Here is a 1,465-nt window from a genome sequence, read left to right as displayed (position 1 = left end):
CCCCCAACCCCTCTCCCAGCCCTCACCCCCAGCCCCTCTCCCTGAGGCACCCAAGCGCTCCGCGCCGCTAGCGCGACCACCCCCAGCCCCTCTCCCTGAGGGAGAGGGGAGCTAGGGATCAAGGCAGGGGGCCGGGGCTATCCCCCCAGGGGGGCTTGGTGAAGGACAAGCGGCAAGCTAACCTAAGAGGCTCGGGCAGATTGGGGAAAGCGCGGTGCAAATCCGCCACTGTGACGCAACTGTGATGGGATCCCTCCCTCAGCCAGAACACCCACCTGCCCTTGTCCTGTACCCCTTGCGATTCACAAGGAACGGAGTTTTTTGTGTTGAATACCCTCCCTGTTTCCCCTCCCCTTGCGGTTGGGCAGTTTCCTTCTCCTCCATTGCCCCTCTTGCTCATCGGCCATGGATCCCGCGACCCGGAGGGGCAGCAAGCCTTTCTGGAGTTGGCCCAAGCGTACCAATCCCTCACCCCCCAGCGGCCGGTGATCCCTTGTTTTTTGGAGCTGGCGCAGCCGAGCATCGCCCAGGGGGTGGAACAATGCTTGGCCCAAGGGTGGCAGGAGATCGTGGCCCTGCCGCTGTTGTTGTTTGGGGCGCGCCACAACAAGTTCGACGTGACCGTGGAGCTGGATCGCCTGCAGGCCCTCCACCCGCAGTTGCGCATCCACTACGGGGGGCCGCTGGGGATCCGCATCGAGATCTTGCAACTGCTGCGAGATCGCTTGGCCGCTTTGCTGGCTGCCCAACCGCGGCAGATCCCAGGGGCGGAAACGGTGTTGCTGTTTGTCGGTCGCGGCTCCAGCGATCCCGAAGCCAACGCCGAAGCCTGTAAGCTGGCCCGGCTGCTCTGGGAAGGGTCGGGGTTGGCCGCCGTAGAGACCTGCTTTATCGGCATCACCCACCCCCGCCTGCCGGTGGGTTTGGAGCGGGCCTTGTCCTGGCAGCCGCGCCGGGTGATCGTGCTGCCCTATTTTCTCTTCACAGGGGTGCTGGTGAAAAAAATCGAGGCGGCGGTGCAAGAGCGGCGACGCCAATACCCCGAGATCGAGTGGCTGATGCTGCCGGAGTTGGGTCTTGTGGATACGGTGCTGCACAGCCTGCAGCAACTGGAGCAGGAAGCCCTCCAGGACCAAACCCCAATCAACTGCCACCTCTGCAAGTTTCGCCTGGCGGTGAGCGCAGAGCTGGGAGTGGGGCATACTCATCACCACGACCATCAGGATCACCCTCACGCGCAGGGATCCCATCACCACCACCATCATCATGACCATCATTCCCATGGGCAGGGATCCCATCACCATCACCACAACCACGGCCATGCCCCCGCAGCGGCTGCGGATCCCTGGGCTCAATTAGAGGATTACCACCGACGGGCTTGGCAAGTGCCTTAACGTAAGGTGCGGAATTCCCCACCGTCTATACGGTGGGGATGGATAGCACCCTCTGACTGATTCTGGATGTA

The 1,465-nt window shown here is 62.9% G+C and carries 1 protein-coding gene and 1 riboswitch; the gene reads left to right on the top strand.

Features of this window, described 5'->3' with window-relative positions; all coding sequences use genetic code 11:
• Positions 1–157: 157 nt before the first annotated feature.
• Positions 158–294, top strand: a riboswitch (cobalamin riboswitch).
• Positions 295–323: 29 nt separating this feature from the next.
• The gene (locus NW857_RS12925; RefSeq protein ID WP_414369192.1) at positions 324–1,394 is read left to right on the top strand and encodes a sirohydrochlorin chelatase; all 1,071 of its coding nucleotides are present in this window, start codon (positions 324–326) and stop codon (positions 1,392–1,394) included.
• Positions 1,395–1,465: the final 71 nt, after the last annotated feature.

This window comes from Synechococcus sp. H55.9 (genome assembly GCF_047462355.1).
Taxonomy (GTDB): domain Bacteria; phylum Cyanobacteriota; class Cyanobacteriia; order Thermostichales; family Thermostichaceae; genus Thermostichus.
This window is presented reverse-complemented; position numbering and strand designations above follow the sequence as displayed.